The 15,488-nt window shown below is 63.2% G+C and carries 13 protein-coding genes; 6 read left to right on the forward strand and 7 right to left on the reverse strand.

Going from position 1 to position 15,488, the window contains the following annotated elements; all coding sequences use genetic code 11:
• Nucleotides 1-4 precede the first annotated feature (4 nt).
• Nucleotides 5-1,789, reverse strand: a complete 1,785-nt coding sequence (locus tag CK230_RS30165) for a bifunctional alpha/beta hydrolase/class I SAM-dependent methyltransferase (protein ID WP_245430106.1) — start codon at nt 1,787-1,789, stop codon at nt 5-7.
• 36 nt (nt 1,790-1,825) lie between these two features.
• Entirely contained in the window at nt 1,826-2,434 is a 609-nt protein-coding gene (locus CK230_RS30170; protein ID WP_095820428.1) for a CDP-alcohol phosphatidyltransferase family protein, read from the reverse strand.
• Between the two features lie 257 nt (nt 2,435-2,691).
• Here CK230_RS30170 and CK230_RS30175 point away from each other — a divergent pair, with 257 nt between their 5' ends.
• From CK230_RS30175 to CK230_RS30185, 3 genes are all read left to right on the forward strand, one after another.
• Nucleotides 2,692-3,171 carry a MarR family transcriptional regulator gene (locus CK230_RS30175; RefSeq protein WP_095820429.1) on the forward strand — a complete coding sequence of 160 codons (480 nt, stop codon included), beginning with the start codon at nt 2,692-2,694 and terminating at the stop codon, nt 3,169-3,171.
• Nucleotides 3,168-4,367 carry an HlyD family secretion protein gene (locus CK230_RS30180; RefSeq protein ID WP_095820430.1) on the forward strand — a complete coding sequence of 400 codons (1,200 nt, stop codon included), beginning with the start codon at nt 3,168-3,170 and terminating at the stop codon, nt 4,365-4,367. Before CK230_RS30175 ends, CK230_RS30180 begins: the two co-directional genes overlap by 4 nt.
• A 555-nt stretch (nt 4,368-4,922) precedes the next feature.
• Nucleotides 4,923-6,455: a DHA2 family efflux MFS transporter permease subunit gene (locus CK230_RS30185; RefSeq protein WP_095820431.1), complete on the forward strand. Its 1,533-nt coding sequence runs from the start codon at nt 4,923-4,925 to the stop codon at nt 6,453-6,455.
• Between the two features lie 166 nt (nt 6,456-6,621).
• Here CK230_RS30185 and CK230_RS30190 read toward each other — a convergent pair whose 3' ends face one another.
• Nucleotides 6,622-7,050, reverse strand: a complete 429-nt coding sequence (locus CK230_RS30190; RefSeq protein WP_095820432.1) for a hypothetical protein — start codon at nt 7,048-7,050, stop codon at nt 6,622-6,624.
• A gap of 137 nt (nt 7,051-7,187) precedes the next feature.
• Complete coding sequence (locus CK230_RS30195; RefSeq protein ID WP_095820471.1) at nt 7,188-7,688, reverse strand: CAP domain-containing protein; 501 nt, start codon at nt 7,686-7,688, stop codon at nt 7,188-7,190.
• 168 nt (nt 7,689-7,856) lie between these two features.
• On the opposite strand from CK230_RS30195, the gene CK230_RS30200 reads away from it, so the two are divergent.
• Nucleotides 7,857-8,681, forward strand: a complete 825-nt coding sequence (locus tag CK230_RS30200) for a DUF2189 domain-containing protein (protein WP_095820433.1) — start codon at nt 7,857-7,859, stop codon at nt 8,679-8,681.
• A gap of 27 nt (nt 8,682-8,708) precedes the next feature.
• Here the strand turns inward: CK230_RS30200 and CK230_RS30205 are convergent, their stop codons facing one another.
• Nucleotides 8,709-9,341, reverse strand: a complete 633-nt coding sequence (locus tag CK230_RS30205) for a LysE family translocator (protein WP_095820434.1) — start codon at nt 9,339-9,341, stop codon at nt 8,709-8,711.
• A 188-nt stretch (nt 9,342-9,529) separates the two neighbouring features.
• On the opposite strand from CK230_RS30205, the gene CK230_RS30210 reads away from it, so the two are divergent.
• Nucleotides 9,530-10,318: an SDR family oxidoreductase gene (locus CK230_RS30210; protein ID WP_095820435.1), complete on the forward strand. Its 789-nt coding sequence runs from the start codon at nt 9,530-9,532 to the stop codon at nt 10,316-10,318.
• Between the two features lie 56 nt (nt 10,319-10,374).
• Here the strand turns inward: CK230_RS30210 and CK230_RS30215 are convergent, their stop codons facing one another.
• Together CK230_RS30215 and CK230_RS30220 are read right to left on the reverse strand one after the other, a co-directional pair.
• Complete coding sequence (locus CK230_RS30215; RefSeq protein WP_095820436.1) at nt 10,375-12,348, reverse strand: pilus assembly protein; 1,974 nt, start codon at nt 12,346-12,348, stop codon at nt 10,375-10,377.
• Between the two features lie 28 nt (nt 12,349-12,376).
• Nucleotides 12,377-14,347 carry a pilus assembly protein TadG-related protein gene (locus tag CK230_RS30220; protein ID WP_095820437.1) on the reverse strand — a complete coding sequence of 657 codons (1,971 nt, stop codon included), beginning with the start codon at nt 14,345-14,347 and terminating at the stop codon, nt 12,377-12,379.
• Nucleotides 14,348-14,629: 282 nt separating this feature from the next.
• Between CK230_RS30220 and CK230_RS30225 the strand changes: the two genes are divergently transcribed.
• Complete coding sequence (locus CK230_RS30225; RefSeq protein ID WP_095820438.1) at nt 14,630-15,478, forward strand: TIGR01459 family HAD-type hydrolase; 849 nt, start codon at nt 14,630-14,632, stop codon at nt 15,476-15,478.
• The last annotated feature ends 10 nt before the right edge of the window (nt 15,479-15,488 follow it).

The following is a 15,488-nucleotide window of genomic DNA, read 5'->3' on the forward strand; positions in this document are numbered from 1 at the left end:
GTTCCTAAACCCGCCTTGCCAGCGAGACGGTGAAGATGCCCCATTGGTCGATGCGATGGTCGAGCTTCTCGAAGCCTGCCGCCTCGACCAACTGGTCCATCTCGGCTTGCGTACGTCGTCGCATGACCCAGGCCTGGCCGCCGCGATGCGAGGTCAGGCTGCGCGCGATCATTTCGAGCTGCGGGTGCCAGGGCTGGTTGGTGTAGATCAGCAGGCTGCCAGGCTGCATGGCGCGGGCGAGACCGCCGAGCGAGCGCGTGATCGGCGCATTGTCCGCGAACAGCTCGTAGAGGCCGGAGACGATGGCGAGGTCCGGCGCCGGGTTCAGCGCGGCGAGCCCATCGCCATCGAAAGCGTCGGCGCGGCGGAACGAGACGCTCATCGGCAATTGCCGGTCGGCGATCAGCTTGCGGCCGAGCTCGACATTGAGGTCGGAATAATCCTGCAGGCGCACGCTGGCCGGCTGCTCGGCACTCTGGGCGATGGCGTCGAGCACGTAGCGGCCGTGGCCGGCGGCGATGTCGAGGATATGGCCTGGCCGTCCGGCTGCTTTCAGCGTAGCCAAAGCCTGGCCGATCAGTTCCTCGAGGTTGAGCTTGCGCTGGCGGATGCCGCGCCAGCCGATGGCGTCGAGAAAAGTCCTGTCGACCATGCGGCCGATCGGCCCCAATCCCCGCGCGTCATTCTCGTAGACATAGTCCAGCGTCGAGCCGGAATCGAAGCCGGTGCCGACGCCGATCTTCATGCCGCGCGAGAACCAGCTGCCGATGCGGATGGAGGCGCGGCTCATCGCCCAGTAGAGGCCCTTGGGCGACAGGAGATCGAGCGGCGAGGCGAGCCTGTCGGCCTCGTCGCGCGTGTAGCCGGCAATGTCTGCCTGCTTCAGGTCGACAGTTTCGGCCGGCGCAGCAAACCGCCCTTCGATGAACGGTCGGATCAGGGCGAGCGCCTTGGCGCGGTCGCGCTCGCCGAGCGTGTCGTGGAAGAACCCCGGCAGCACATGCCGTTCCTTGATGCGGCTGCCTAGATTGACGAAGAACTCGTGCTGCGGGCCATGCCGCACCACCCAGTCGCTGCCGGACAGCAGAAGCTGCGTCGGCACGGTGATGGCGCGGGCGTCGGCGACGATGCGCGCCGCGTGCTGGTAGAGCTCGACCAGGATGTTGGAAGCGATCGGACGCGTGATCAGCGGATCGTTCTCGAAGGAGGCGATGCGCACCGGGTCATGGGTGAGCAGGCTCGCCTTGACATAGGAATTGACGAAGAAGCGCCCCTTGATCTTCTGCCAAAGCGCGATGCCTTCCTTGGCGAAAGGCACATAGAGCTTGACCGAGAAAGCGGGCGACGCCAGCACCACGGCGCGCAGTTTCGGCGCATAGTCATGCACCCAGGCGGCGGCGAGCACGGCGCCGAAGGATTGCGCGATCAGCGCGATATCCTGTGCGCCAAAGCCGTCCTTGGCGGCGATCTCGCGCATAAAACAGTCGATGTCGCGCACCAGTGCGGCAAAGGACGGGGCATAACCGCGCTCGCCGGCGGAGCGGCCGTTGCCGCGCGCATCCCAGGCGTAGAAGGCATAGTCCGGCATGCTGAGTTCGTCGACCAGATGCGCCATGCGGCCGCCATGCTCGTGGCCGCGATGGAAGAGCACGACCGCGCCCTTGGCCTCCCCAACCGTCGGCCAGAAACGGTAGAAAATCTCCGTGCCGTCATGACTGTGGAAGCTGCGTTCCTGCGCTTGCCGCGCGAGGCTTTCCGCCGGTGCGGTGGCGATCTGTTCGTGAAGCATGCTGTTCCCCTCGGACGGCATCGCGAGCCTTAATGCTTAGCCGGTGTTGCCAGTAAGGCCGACGCGTATCCGGTTTATGGCGGTCAGCAGCGAAAGCGTAGCCATGGCCGGAAACACAAAGGGCGCGATCGCCGCCGGCCACAGCCCGACGGCGCATAGGGCCGCCACCACACCGAGCGCCAGCGCCCTGTCGCTCTTGCCGAACGGCCCGGCATAGTTGCGCCCGATCCCGGCGGGAACGCCGAGCACGCCGGCGAACTCGGTGAGCATCGCCGCAATGGCAAAGGCGATGACGCCCCAGACGCCAAACTGCGGGAAGGCGGCGAAGGGCAGGATGAGCGCCAGATCGGAGACGACGTCGCAGATTTCGTTGAGATACATGCCAAGCGTAGAAGCCTGGCCATGTTCCCGCGCCAGCATGCCATCCATGGCGTTGAGCGCCATGCGCACGAACAGCACTAGGGGAATGAGCAGCAGAAGCAGGCGCGAACCGGGCGCCGCCGCGATCGCCGCTCCGGCCGCAATCGAGAGACCAGCGGCCAGTATGGTAATACCGTTGGCTGACACCCCCATGGCCGCCAGCCGGCCGACAAGCGGCCGCAGCCTGTCCTGGAAGGCCGGCTTCAGCGCGTAGAGCGTCGGCATTGCGTGATCCCCCGATCCACGGCTCAAGCTTTACCATGAGCGAGCATGGAGGCGCTAGCGTGCGACAGAAACACAGTGAATTTTCAGACGGTTGACGCCGCGCTGTGAATGCATCGCCTGAAACCGCAGCTTTGGCCCGGGTAGCCGTTCACGAACCGCTAACCATGAATGTATCAAATGCCTGATATGCCGATTTGCCGGCTTCTGGCGCAAAGCTTCCTCTTGAATAGTAAGCACGCTTATTATATCTATCGCTCATGGTTTCAGATGGCATCGACAGATTGGGATTTTTGATCCACGACGTGCAGCGTCTCATGCGCAAGCGCTTCGAGGCGCGCGCCAGCGGGTTGGGGCTTTCCTCGGCGCAATGGCGACTGATGGTGCGCGTCGCCAAGGAAGAGGGCATCACGCAGGCGCGGCTGGCCGAACTGCTCGAAATCGAGCCGATCAGTGTCTCGCGCCTCGTCGACCGCATGGAGGAGGGCGGCTGGATCGAACGCCGCCAGGACGCCACCGACCGGCGCGTGCGCATGATCTTCCCGACCGAGAAGGCGAGCGCTGCCTACGCAGATGTCAAAAGCCTTGCCGGCGAGGTCTATGAGGAGTCCTTGACCGGTGTTTCGCCGGAAGACCGGCGCGTCCTGATCCGGGTTCTGGACACGATCGTCCAGAACCTGGCGGACGGCGAGGCATTGTCCCTCGAAAAGATCAAGAGCAGGGAAGGGACCGCGGCATGAACGCAGCAGCCAAGCGGGAAGACGACAACGTAACCAAGCTTGCGTCGGCGCAGCCGATCGCTGAAGCCCCGGCGCAGCCGGCGGTCGCTCCGGTCACGGCGGCGCCTGAGCCTCAGCCTGCTCCGGCGGCGCCGAAGAAGAAGAGCCGTATCGGCCGCTTCCTGTTGATGGTCGCCCTGCCGCTGGCGCTGCTTGCCGGCGGTTCGTACGTCTGGGTGACCGGCGGCCGCTACCAGGAGACCGAGAACGCCAATTTGCAGCAGGCCAGGATTTCGGTCGCCTCCGACACGGCCGGCCGCATCGTCCAGGTCGGCATCGCCGACAACCAGCTGGTCAAGCAGGGCGATCTTCTCTTCGTCATCGATCCGGAACCCTACACAATAGCGCTTGCCCAGGCCGACGCCGCCGTTGCCGCTGCGCGCCTCAATGTCGAGCAGCTGCGCGCCGCCTACAGCCAGGCGATGGCGCAGGAAAAGTCCGCCGGCAGCGAGGTCGACTACGCGCAGTCGCAATATGACCGCGCCGCCGATCTCGCCCAAAAGGGCATCAACGCCAAGTCCTCGCTCGACCAGGCACGCAACGATCTCGACAAGGCCAAGCAGCAGCTGGCCGTCGCGCAGCAAGGCATCGTCAGCGCCAAGGCGGCGCTCGGCGGCAACCCGGACATCGAAACCGACAAGCATCCGACCGTGATGGCCGCTTTGGCCGCGCGCGATAAGGCGGCCTATGACCTGGCGCAGACGACGGTGGAGGCGCCTGCCGACGGCATCATCTACCAGGCCGCCTCGTTCAAGGTCGGCCAGTATGTGTCCGTCGGCACGCCGCTGTTTGCGCTGGTCGAGACCGGCGACACCTGGATTAACGCCAATTTCAAGGAGACCCAGCTCACCAACATGAAGCCGGGCCAGAAGGCCGAGATCGTCGTCGACACCTATCCGGGCCGCACCTTCGAGGCGACCGTCAAGGCGATCGGCGCCGGCACGGGCGCGGAGTTCTCGCTGCTGCCCGCGCAGAACGCCACCGGCAACTGGGTCAAGGTCACGCAGCGCATTCCGGTGCGCCTGGAACTGACTGATCCCGACGCCAGAATGGCGCTGCGCACCGGCATGAGCGCCACCGTCACCGTCGACACCGGCGTGGCGCGCGGCCTGCCGTCGATCTTCGGCCATGCCACGGCAGGAGAGCACGCGCAGTAACGATACGCCCCGTGGAGGCGGAGCAGGGATTGGTCTGATGGGAGGAGTGGGAAGGATAAGCGTTTAAGATCAGCCGCCTGGCGGCGCGATCGAAACCGAAACCTTCGTCACGGACCCGTCGGTCCTCAGGTTTCCGGGCGGCAGGCATCCGCTCCAATAGAGACTTTCAGTCGATGTAACCCCCACATCGATAGTCGCGTCCCACCGCGATGAGGGTCTCTCAACGGAAGGCATTGCCGCCCGGAAGCCCAGTGTACATTTTTTTGTGACCTGCTGGAAGTTTAGGTCGTGTGGTCAGTTATGGTTTTGGGCTGGACGGGAGCGATTTTGACCGAGGAGAAGGAGGGTGAGGACACAAGCCTTGCGGCTTGCTACGATAGCCGACGCGCTCATCGGTCAAAAGCGCCGCCGCCGGAGGCGGTGAGGTGAAAAATGGTCATCTGCAGCGTCGCTTCGCTTGCCAAGACGCAAGTCTTGGCGGCGCTCGCTCCTCACATCTAACCATTTTTGACCTCATCCAGCTCCAAACCATAACTGACCACACGACCTAGCATCATGAGCACGCCCGAACCCTTCAAGGAAGTGCCGCATCGCGGGCTGATCACCGTCGCGCTGATGCTGGCGACGATCATGCAGGCGCTCGACACCACGATCGCCAATGTCGCTCTGCCGACCATGACCGGCGACCTCGGCGCCTCGCCCGACAACATCAACTGGGTGCTGACCTCCTATATCGTGGCGGCGGCGATCATGACGCCGGTCACCGGCTGGCTCGCCGACCGGCTCGGCCGCAAGGAGCTGTTCCTCGCCTCCGTCGTCGGCTTCACCATCTTTTCCATGCTCTGCGGCCTTGCCTGGAGCCTCGAGACGATCGTGCTCTTCCGCCTACTGCAGGGCGTGTTCGGCGCGGCCATCGTGCCGCTGTCACAGACCTTCCTGCTCGATATCAATCCGAAGGAACGCCATGGCCAGGCGATGGCGATCTGGGGTGCCGGCATCATGCTCGGGCCGATCCTGGGCCCGACGCTGGGCGGCTGGCTGACGGAAAACTTCAACTGGCGCTGGGTGTTCTTCATCAACCTGCCGGTCGGCATTTTGGCCTTTCTCGGCATGGCCGCCTATCTGCCAGTCATCCCAAAGCGACTGCGCGGCTTCGACTTCTTCGGCTTCGCCATGCTGTCGCTCGGCGTCGGCGCGCTGCAGCTCCTGCTCGATCGCGGCGGCGAGGTCGACTGGTTCAACTCGGCCGAGATCTGGATCGAGCTCGCTCTGTCGCTCACCGGCTTCTGGGTGTTCACCATCCACACGGTGACGGCCGAGCACCCCTTCATCGATCCAAAGATCTTCCTCGACCAGAATTTCGTGACCGGGCTAGGCTTCATCTTCGTCATGGGCGTGCTGATCCTGGCCTCGATGTCGCTTTTGCCGCCGATGCTGGCTAACATTTTCGGCTACCCGACCGTGACGATCGGCGTCGTGCTGGGTCCGCGCGGCATCGGCACGATGATCTCGATGCTGGTGGTCGGCCGCATCATGCACAGGTTTGACGCGAGGATCCTCGTCGCCATCGGCTTCCTGCTAACCGCGCAGTCGCTCTACACCATGGCAAGCTTCACGCCGCAGATGGACAATTGGCTGATCCTCACCTCGGGTGTCATCCAGGGTCTCGGCATGGGCATGGTGTTCGTGCCGCTGTCGACGGTGGCCTTCGCCACGCTCGACGCGCGCTACCGCACCGATGCCACCGCGCTGTTCAGCCTGGTGCGCAATCTGGGCTCCTCGATCGGCGTGTCGGTGGTCGCCGCGCTGATGGTGCGCAACACCCAGATCAACCACACCGAGCTTTCGGCCTTCATCAACCCCTATAACCCGAACCTATGGGCTGCCTCGCCGGCGGCCGCCGGCGGCAACGCCGCGGCGCTGTCGCAGGTCGACCGTGCGGTGAATGCCCAGGCGATGATGATCTCCTACATCAACGACTTCAAAATCCTGATGGTGATGACGCTGATCGCGATCCCGTTCGTCGTCCTGCTGCGCAAGCCGAGGGCCGCGCCGACGGGCGGTGCGCCGGCGGCGCATATGGATTGAAGCGGTCTTTTGGCGGCCAGCTTAAAGGCATGTCTCCCGAAAGTGGGAACCGGTTTCGGGATAAAGACATGCGTAAAATCAAAACTAAAGCGCATGGAGCGAATCTGAAAGATTCGCGACGCGCTTTAGTCCGTATGCAAGGAACTGATACGGGCGAGTGGTTCGTTCACTCAGCTATATTGGGCACGCTCCAGCGTGGCGTCGCCGCAATTCGCCCACCCTTTGCGGCCTTGAAATAAGTCGCAGCGAGATCCTCGGCGCACATCGATGACAGGTATATCTGGATTGACCCGCCATCCTCGGTGACGGGGTAGCGTTCACCGCATGCTTCGAGGCGCCTTTCATACAGGCGCATTTGCCTGTGGCTCAGTCGATCGAAAAACCCGGCCTTGCACTTGTCGATCACGGCTTCCGACATGAATTCGTCGCCGCTCGATCCCCAGGCGCAAGCCTGATGTAACTTGTGGGCCGCCAGGCAATCGGGTGTGGTGTCTACTTCCTGGGGCAATTGACTGCCTTTCGGACACTGGACATCCTCCGCGGCTGCGGGGGCGATCGATAGAAGCCCGATCAGGACTATGCAGCTGGTCCGCATATCGCATTCCCCCCGGCAGTCTCGATTTCGCGTCCGTGTCACCTTAGCCCAATGGGCGCAGATGGAAAACAGCGCTACCGCCGGCTGCGTTCGCACACCGACCCGTTGGGGAGCCGCCCGCTGGCGGCCCGCCGCTTTCAACGGCCGAGCACCAGCGCCCAGTAGCGCAAGGCAGGATCGCGGCCGTCGCGCACATAGGCGAGCCCGAAACGGCTGAAATCCGGATCGAGCATGTTGCGGCGGTGTCCGTCCGAATGCATCCAGATGTCGAACAGTTTTTGCTGGTCGAAACGGCCCTCGGCGATGTTTTCAGCAGTTGCGCCCCGTACGCCATTGTCCTTCATGCGCGAGGCGAAATCCTTGCCCCAGCCGGTGGTGTGGCTCATGCGCTCGCGCGAGGCCATGTAGCCGGCCTGCTGCAGCGCCGCCTGTTCGAGCTGCGTGTCGGGAGCCAGCGCCGGCAGCCCGGCCGAGGCGCGGATCGTGCTCAAGGTGCTCGTGGCGGAAGACGAAACGCCGGCACCTTCGCCGGTCGGCACCGTGACGGTGCTGCAGGCGGCGATGCCGGCAAGTGCTGCCAGGCCTGCGGCCTTGAACAATGTGCGGCGGTTGAGGAGGGCGGTGGTCGAGATGCTCATCCGGCCTCTGATACCAGCGATCATGGCTTTTGCCGGGCAACCGATGAAAATCGCATGAAGCGGCGACTTTTCCCGGAAGATCGGTTATCATCCGCGCGTTCTTGAAAGTGGCAGCCATGGGCGGCCACCCTGGCGGTGACCGCCTCCCGACAAAAACGGAGGACGGTTATGGCCGGTTTTCATGTCATGACGGACGCGTACGGCGCGCATGTTCAGCCCACGGTGCGCCACATCTCGACCGCGGACCTTTGGGACGCGCTGAAGCTCGGCGCCAAGGATTTCTGGGCCAAGCCTTCCCATTACGTGTTCCTGTGCCTGATCTATCCGGTCGTCGGCCTGATCCTGACCCAATGGAGCTCGGGCTCGAACGCCATCCAGCTCGTCTATCCGCTGATGTCAGGTTTCGCCCTTATCGGTCCGTTTGCGGCCATCGGCCTCTACGAGATCAGCCGCCGGCGCGAGCTTGGCATGAGCAGCCGCTGGCACCATGCGCTGGACGTGCGCCATTCGCCGGCGCTGCCGTCAATCGCGGTCATCGGCATCCTGCTCTTCGCGCTGTTCCTGTTGTGGCTGTTCACCGCGCAGTCGCTCTACACCAGCCTGTTCGGCGCCGAGCCACCCGCTTCGGTCGGCGCCTTCGTGCGTGACGTGCTGACGACCGGCAAGGGCTGGACGTTGATCCTCGTCGGCAACGCCGTCGGTTTCGTCTTCGCCGTCGTCGTTCTGGCCACCACTGTCATTGCCTTCCCGCTGCTGCTCGACCGCGATGTCGGCGCCGTCTCGGCGATCGAAACCTCGGCCCGCGCGGTGATGGCAAACCCGCTGACGATGGCGCTCTGGGGCCTGACGGTCGCGGTGCTGCTGGTGGTCGGCTCGATCCCGCTGTTTGCCGGGCTTGCCGTCGTCATGCCGATCCTCGGCCACGCGACCTGGCACCTCTATCGCAAGGTGGTCGAGCCGGAGCAGATCCGGCCTGTACGCCGGCCGATGTAGGAGACGGCCGCCTCCTTGGATTGACGGCTATCTCTGCGCCTCGGTCGCCATCTTCAGCGCCAGCGCGGTCAGAACCGTGCCCATCATCCAGCGCTGGACGACCAGCCAGAACGGCCGCCCGGCGAGGAAGTTCGCGATCGAGCCGGCGGTCACCGCGATGATGGCGTTGACCGTCAGGCTGATCGTGATCTGCGTCACGCCGAGCACCAGAAGCTGTGACAAAACATGGCCCTTGGCCGGATTGATGAACTGCGGCAAGAGCGACAGATAGAGCACGGCCACCTTCGGATTGAGCAGGTTGGTCATCAGCCCCATGACGAAAAGCTTGCGCGGCCTGTCCCTGGGCAGCTCGCGGACCTGGAAGGGCGAGCGCCCGCCGGGCCTGAGCGCCTGCCAGGCAAGCCACAGCAGATAGAGCGCGCCGGCGAAGCGAAGCGCGTCATAGGCATAAGGCACGGCGAAGATGAGCGCGGTGATGCCGAAGGCTGCCGAGACCACATAGAACAGGAAGCCCAGCGCCACGCCGCCGAGCGAGATCAGCCCGGCTTTCGGCCCTTGCGACAGCGAGCGCGAGATCAGGTAGATCATGTTCGGCCCCGGCGTCAGCACCATGCCGAGGCAGATCAGCGCGAAAGTGAGATGATTGGCGGCGTCGGGCACAGGCGTCTCCTGGAAAGCGCGCCTGAGATGTGCCCTGCCTCGCAGAACGGCACAAGGGCTTCAAGGCGCCGGCCGTTGCGCCAGCCTCGACGCCGCCAGATCCGGCCGTTTCTCGACCAGGAGGTGATAATCCAATACATTTCCATTCACCTGGAAATTCGAGAGTCAGCTTTGCACGGGGCGACGCAATGCAAATCTCCTTCAAGGGCAAGAAGGTTATCGTAACGGGCGCCAGTCGCGGCATCGGCCGATCAATCGCTCTGGCATTTGCGGCGGAAGGCGCCGATGTCGCGATCTGCGCCCGCGGTGCGCCGGGTCTCGAAGCGGCTGAGGTCGAGCTGAAGCGGCATGGAGGGACCGTTTTCGCAATGCCATGCGATCTCGCAGAGGCATCTGCGCCCGCAAGCTTTGTGGCAGAAGCCGTCAGCGCGCTCGATGGTATCGACATTCTGGTCAACAACGCGTCGGGCGTCGGCATGAAGGATGACGAGAGCGGCTGGCGAGCCGGCATCGACGTCGACCTGATGGCGACGGTGCGCGCCACCCAGGCAGCGATCCCGTTCATGGAAAGAGCGGGGGGTGGTGTCGTCATCAACATCGCGTCGATTTCCGGTTTCAGGGCGGTGCCGCGCACTTTGCCTTACGCCGCGATCAAGGCGGCGCTCGTCAACTACACAATGGGTCAGGGGTTGGCGCTCGCGCCAAAACGCATTCGGGTAAACGGCATCGCGCCCGGTTCGATCGAATTTCCAGGCGGCGTGTGGGACCACCGCAGGACGTCCGATCCCCAACTGTATCAGCGCACGCTCGACAGCATACCTTGGGGGCGATTTGGCACGCCGGAGGAGATTGCGAAAGTTGCTCTGTTCCTGGCGAGCGAAATGGGAAGTTGGATTACGGGGCAAACGATCGCGGTCGACGGCGGCCAATTGCTGGCGTCAAAGACTGGCCCTTCAGCGACATTGCCCGCATCCTGAATCGTGCTTTCAGGGCCTGGACCCTGACATTCAACGCCCATTTCTGGTTTCCGGCCTCACCCCACCACCCGCAGGTTTGACAATTCGTTGGCGATCTCCTTGAAATTGTCGGAGAGCGTTGCGCCGGTGGCGTTCCAGAACAGCTTGGCCGGCTTGCTTGGATCCGTCGGATCCTTGCGGAAACGGGAGTCGGAAGAACATGCTTTCAGCGCTGCCATGGCCTTCTGGTCGCTCGAGCTGGTCGAGGACATGTCGAGCGCCACCGTCATTACCATGATGTTGCCGGCCTTGGCGTTGTCGCACAACTTCGCCATTTGCTCGTTCATCGCGGCGGTATAGTTGCTCGACGAATAGTTGAACTGGCCGATCGCGCTTGACGTGCCGCCGAACAAACGGGTGACCGAGGTACCGTTATAGCCGACGCCGGTATAGCCATAGGCCGCGTAGGTCGACTTGTTGCCGGCCGGGTCCGAGTTGACCGTCGAATAGGTGTTTTCGCCGTCGGTCAGCACGATGACCACCTTGTCGTTGCCGCGCTCGGTTTCCGGCCGCCCCTCGGTGAAGGGCGGGGCGCTCGACACGGTGCGCCAGCCCCAAGCCATGCCTTCCGGCACATTGGTGTTGCCGTTGGGCTGCATCAGGTCGATCGCCGCCTTGATGGCGGCCAGCCCATCCGTCTGGGTAACATCAGTGAGCGGCGTGATCGGCGTCGTCGTGCAGCTGTAATTCGGGCCGGCGCCGGTGCTCAGTGTTGGCGCATTGATCGGCCGCGGCATGAAATACTTGGCCATGTTCGACTGCCTGGTCTTGCCGGTGGTGCTCGACGGGTCGTCGTTCCACCAACTGTTGGCGGCGCCGTAGGTGACCGGGTTCGGCTCGTCCGGATCCTGCGTCAGCTTCCAGTGGTTGCCAGGTTCGTCCGGCGCGAACATCGGCACGAACATCGTCGCCGGGTCGCCGATGCCGATGCCGGTATTGTTCGGGCCGCCGGAAGCCGGGGTATCGTCGACATTGTAAGGATAGGGCCGCACCTCGACGCAGCCCTGCCAGCTGGCGAATGGGCCATAGGTGTCGGTGTAGTCATATTCGTTGTGGCTGCGCTTGCATGTGTTGTCGTAGCGATATTCGTCGCATACGACACGCTTGCTGCCGGCGATGCGCTCATGGCTGGTCACCACCTGCATGTCGCGATAGAGCGAGAAGCGGCTCAGCACCTGGTTTTCCGTCTCGCCCCAGCCGGTGCCCTTCTTGTACCAGATGCCGTTGCTCTTCTGCGCGTATTTGTCGGGAGCATTCAGTGTCGACCAGTCGAAATTCTCATTGGCGATCGGCGACAGGCCATAAACGTCCATCCAGGAGGCGTTGTCGTTGTCCGGCCCCACATTGACCGAGGCCGCGAACGGCACGAGGCTGAATTGCACCGGCTTGTCGATCTGCTTGATCTGTGCCGCCTGCAGCGCCAGCGTGTCGACAAGCTGCTTGGCGGCCTGCTTGAGCAGGTCGATGCGCTTTTGTCCCGAGCCGGTGCCTGGCGTTGTCATGGAGCCCGAATTGTCGAGTACCATCGCCACTTCCAGCGTGTTCTTCAGCCGCACCTGGGAACACATCTCGACCTGGATCGGCTTATGCGCGTCGCCGTCCGACGCACCGCTGAGCAGCGCCGCCGCCGGATGGAAATAGGGATGATAGGTGAGCGTCGCGCAAAGCTTCATCAAGCCGCCGCCGGTCTGGCTGCTCGGCAGCGTGACATTGAGCGCAATGTTGGCGGGATCGACGGCGTTGAGATTGGAATTCAGGAAGTTAGCCGCATAGGCCTTGATCTCGTCGTCCGACGCGCCCTGAGAGAGGCGCACCGCGGAGGCGAAATTGGCCGAGTCGAGCGCGTTGAGCACCATCTGCTTCTCGCGATTGAGCTCGGTGAAGTCGACGCCCACCGCCAAGGCCCCCATCAGCGGGACCATGGCGACTGCCGTCACGAGGGCATAGTTGCCGCGGCGGTCACGGCAGAATTGATGCCAGAATCTGCGCATTTGCTCGAGCGGCCCCCGGTTGTTGTGCTCAACTGACGATGCGCAGGTTCGATAATTCACTGCCGATGGCCTTGAAGTCGTCCGAAAGCGTGGCGCCGGTCGAGTTCCAGAACAGCTTCGCAGGCTTGCTCGGGTCGGTTGGATCCCTGCGGAAACGTGAGTCGGATGCGCAGGCCTTGAGGGCGGCCATGGCCTTCTTTTCGTCGGTCTTGGTATCGACCAGGTCGAGCGAGACGGTCATCACGATGACCCCGGCAGCTTTCGCATTGGTGCAAAGCGTCTGCATGTTCTCGTCGAGCGCGGCGGTATAGTTGCTGTCGGTGTAGGTGGTCTTCGGCACGGCGCTGCTCGTGTTCATGAACATCCGAGTGACGCTGCCTGAGCCCGGGTAGGTCAGCCCGGTATATCCGTAAGCGGCGTAGGTGGACCGGTTGTTGGCGTAGCCGGAGTCGCCGACGGCGCTGTACGTATTGGCGCCGTCGGTCAGGACGATGACCACCTTGTCGTTTCCTTTCTCGCTGTTCGGCCGGCCCTCAGTGAACGGCGCGTTGCTGGACACGGTTCGCCAGCCCCAGGCAAGGCCTTCCGGCACGTTGGTGTTGCCGGTCGGCGCCATTTCGTCGATGGCGTCATCCAGTTCCTGTTTCTCAGCCGCCACGCTGACATCCTTGAGCGGCGTGATCGGACTGGTCGTGCAAGCCGCATTGGGACCGTCACCGTAGCTCGCGGACGCCGAACCATATGGCTTGACCAGGAAGTATTTGCGCATGTCGGACTGGCGCTGCGACGCCGTCGGGCTGGGCGAATAGGGCCAGTCCGCCCACCAGTTGTTCCCGTAGCCGTAGCCGACGCTGCTGACGTCATTGATGCCGTCGCGATCAAAATCGCGCCAAAGCGTGCCGGCCTCGTCGGGGGCGAACATCGGCACGAACAGCGTGGCCGGATTGGCGCTGTTCGGCGTGGTGTCGTCGTCATTGTAGGGGTACGGCCTGGCCTCCACGCAACCCTGCCAGCTTGCATAGCGGCTGGTGGTGTAGACATAGGTTGGGGACGGCGTGACCCAGTGGCCTTTGCTGCAGGTGCCGTCTTTCTTGGTGACGTCGCAGACATACTGCTTCGGAGGCTGCACCGTTTCGCGGTCGGACTCGACGGTCATGTCGGAATAGAGGCTGAAGCGGGTGAGCGGCTGATCCTTGGTGTCTCCCCAGCCGTCGCCGCGCTTGTACCATATGCTGCCGACCTTCTGCGCGTACTTGTTGGGGTCGTTGGCCGAACTCATTGTCGACCAGTCGAAATCCTCGTGGTGGATCGGCGAGACGCCGTTCAGATCCATCCACGGATCCTGGTCGTGCGTTGGGCCGACGTTGACGGAGGCCGAGAACGGGACCAGCGAGAACTGCACCGGCTTTGAGATCTGTTTCATTTGTTGGGCTTGCAGCGCGAGCGTGTCGACCAGCTGTTTCGCCGCCTGCTTGAGGAGGTCGATGCGTTTCTGGCCGGTGCCCGAACCGTTGAGGCCCATCGAGCCGGAATTGTCGAGCACCAGCGCCACTTCCAACGTGTTCTTGAGTCGGACTTCCGATCTGGCACTCACGCTTACATTGGTTTCTCCGGCGGTGCCGCCGTTGAGCAGCATGATGGCCACTGGCAGGAAATAGGGCTTGTATTTGAGCGAGGCCTGGAGGATCAGCGTGCCGCCGCCGCTATTGTTGTTTGGCAAGGTAACTGTCAGGGCCGTGTTTGCCGCGGCGACATGCGAGAGATTTGCTTCGAAGAATTGTTTGGCGAAGGCCCTTACCTGGTCGTCGCTGGCGCCGGCGACGATCTGCTGCGCTGTGGCGATACCCGCCGCGTCGAGCGCGTTCAGCGTTTCCTGCTTCTGCCTGATCAACTCGGTGTAGTCGACGGCGATCGCCACGGCGCCCATCAGCGGTATCATCGTGATAACCGTCATCAAGGCGTAGTTACCCCGCCTGTCGCGAAAAAAATCGCGGATCATTGCATTTTACCCCCGCCAAGGATCCATGCCGATATACGACCATGGTCGCAGTTGCCGTCGTACCATGGTCATAAATCGATAAATTTCAGCTTGCGCGAAACTATCAAGAACACACCGCCTTTTTGACCGCGCGTTAACCCTGTGCGTCCGGGCGAGCGAGATCGAGGCCCGGCATGTGGTGATCGGGAAAGCTCGTGACAGGATCAAACGCTTCGGTTATGCGGGACCGTCCGTGGCCGACAGTCTGTTGCCGCTGCCAGGAATCAAAATCAGGGACACGGCATGGCGGATTCGCCTGACATCATCACCTCGCTCGACGATCTTGCGGGGCGCTACGCGGCCATACTGTGCGACGTATGGGGCGTCGTGCACAATGGCGAATGGCATTTTCCGGCGGCCGCCGCTGCGCTTGCCCGGGCACGCGCGGCCAACGTGCCTGTCGTGCTGATCACCAATTCGCCACGCCGCAGCGCCGACGTCGTTGCCCAGATGAAGGTCATCGGTGTTCCCGCCGACGCCTGTGACCGGGTCGTTACCTCCGGCGACGTGACGCGCGACTTGATCGCCGACGGCCCAAGGCGGATCTTCCATATCGGGCCGGAGCGCGATTTCACGCTCTATGACGGGCTCGATGTCGATCTTGTCGAGGAATTCGAGGCCTCGGGTGTCGTCTGCACCGGTCTCTATGACGACGAGGTCGAGAAGCCCGCCGACTATGCCGAATTGCTGCAGCGGCTGCGCGCCCGCAACCTGCCTTTCATTTGCGCCAATCCGGATATCCTGGTGGAGCGCGGCGAGCGGACCATCTGGTGCGCCGGCGCGCTCGCGCGGGATTACGCGCAATTGGGCGGCCGTACGCTGATTGCCGGCAAGCCTTTCGCGCCGATCTACCATGTCGCCATGAAGGAACTCGCCGGATTGCTCGGCCGCGTCGTCGAACGAAGCGAAGTTCTCGCCATCGGCGACGGCATGATGACCGATGTCAAGGGCGCGGCCGACAACGGCTTTGACGTGCTCTATGTCTCGGGCGGTATCCATGCGCGTGAGCATGGCGACGATCCCGCAAGGCTGGCGGCCTTTCTCGAAAAGCACGGCTACCGGCCGGTCGCCGTCATTCCGCGCCTGCAATAGGTTGATAGTC

The sequence above is a fragment of the Mesorhizobium sp. WSM3859 genome (assembly GCF_002295065.1).
Lineage (GTDB): Bacteria > Pseudomonadota > Alphaproteobacteria > Rhizobiales > Rhizobiaceae > Mesorhizobium.